At 69.2% G+C, this 598-nt stretch carries 1 pseudogene; it reads right to left on the bottom strand.

The window, feature by feature from the left end:
- A pseudogene (gene rfaE2, locus H8B02_RS47660) lies at positions 1 to 598 on the bottom strand (D-glycero-beta-D-manno-heptose 1-phosphate adenylyltransferase); the annotation flags it as partial.

Raw genomic sequence — 598 nt, 5'->3', positions numbered from 1 at the left:
GGCAACCAGCGACGTCGTGCTGTGGCCCTGCAGGATCTCGACCAGCACCACTCGCCGCCGGCGGCCTCGACGATCTCGTGGCCGACCACCTGCTCGCGGGTATAGTCGCCGCCCTTGACCAGCACGCCCGGCCGCACCTTCGTGATCAGGTTGATCGGCGTGTCCTCCTCGAAGATTGCGACGAGGTCGACGGCTTCCAGCGCCGCCAGCACCTCGGCCCGGGCGCGCTCGTTCTGCACCGGACGCCCCTCGCCCTTCAGCCGCTTCACCGAGGCGTCGCTGTTCAAGCCGACGATCAGGCGGTCACAGGCGCCGCGCGCGGCGGTCAGCACCTTGACGTGGCCGGGATGCAGGATGTCGAAACAGCCATTGGTGAAGCCGATCCGCAGATCCTGCCTGCGCCATTCCTCGAGATAGGCGTCGATATCGCCGCCGGCCGGGACGATCTTCTCCTCCGCCGCGAGCGACGCGTGCGGCAGGATCTTTCGGCGCAACTCGGCGGATCTGACGATCGCGGTACCGGTCTTGCCGACCGCAACCGCGGCTGCGGCACTCGCGATCCGCAGCGCGCCGTCCCAGTCGGCACCAGCAGCCAGCG

The sequence above is a fragment of the Bradyrhizobium altum genome (assembly GCF_020889705.1).
GTDB lineage: Bacteria > Pseudomonadota > Alphaproteobacteria > Rhizobiales > Xanthobacteraceae > Bradyrhizobium > Bradyrhizobium altum.
Note: the sequence above shows the minus strand (reverse complement) of the source record. Positions and strands in the feature narration are given on the sequence as shown.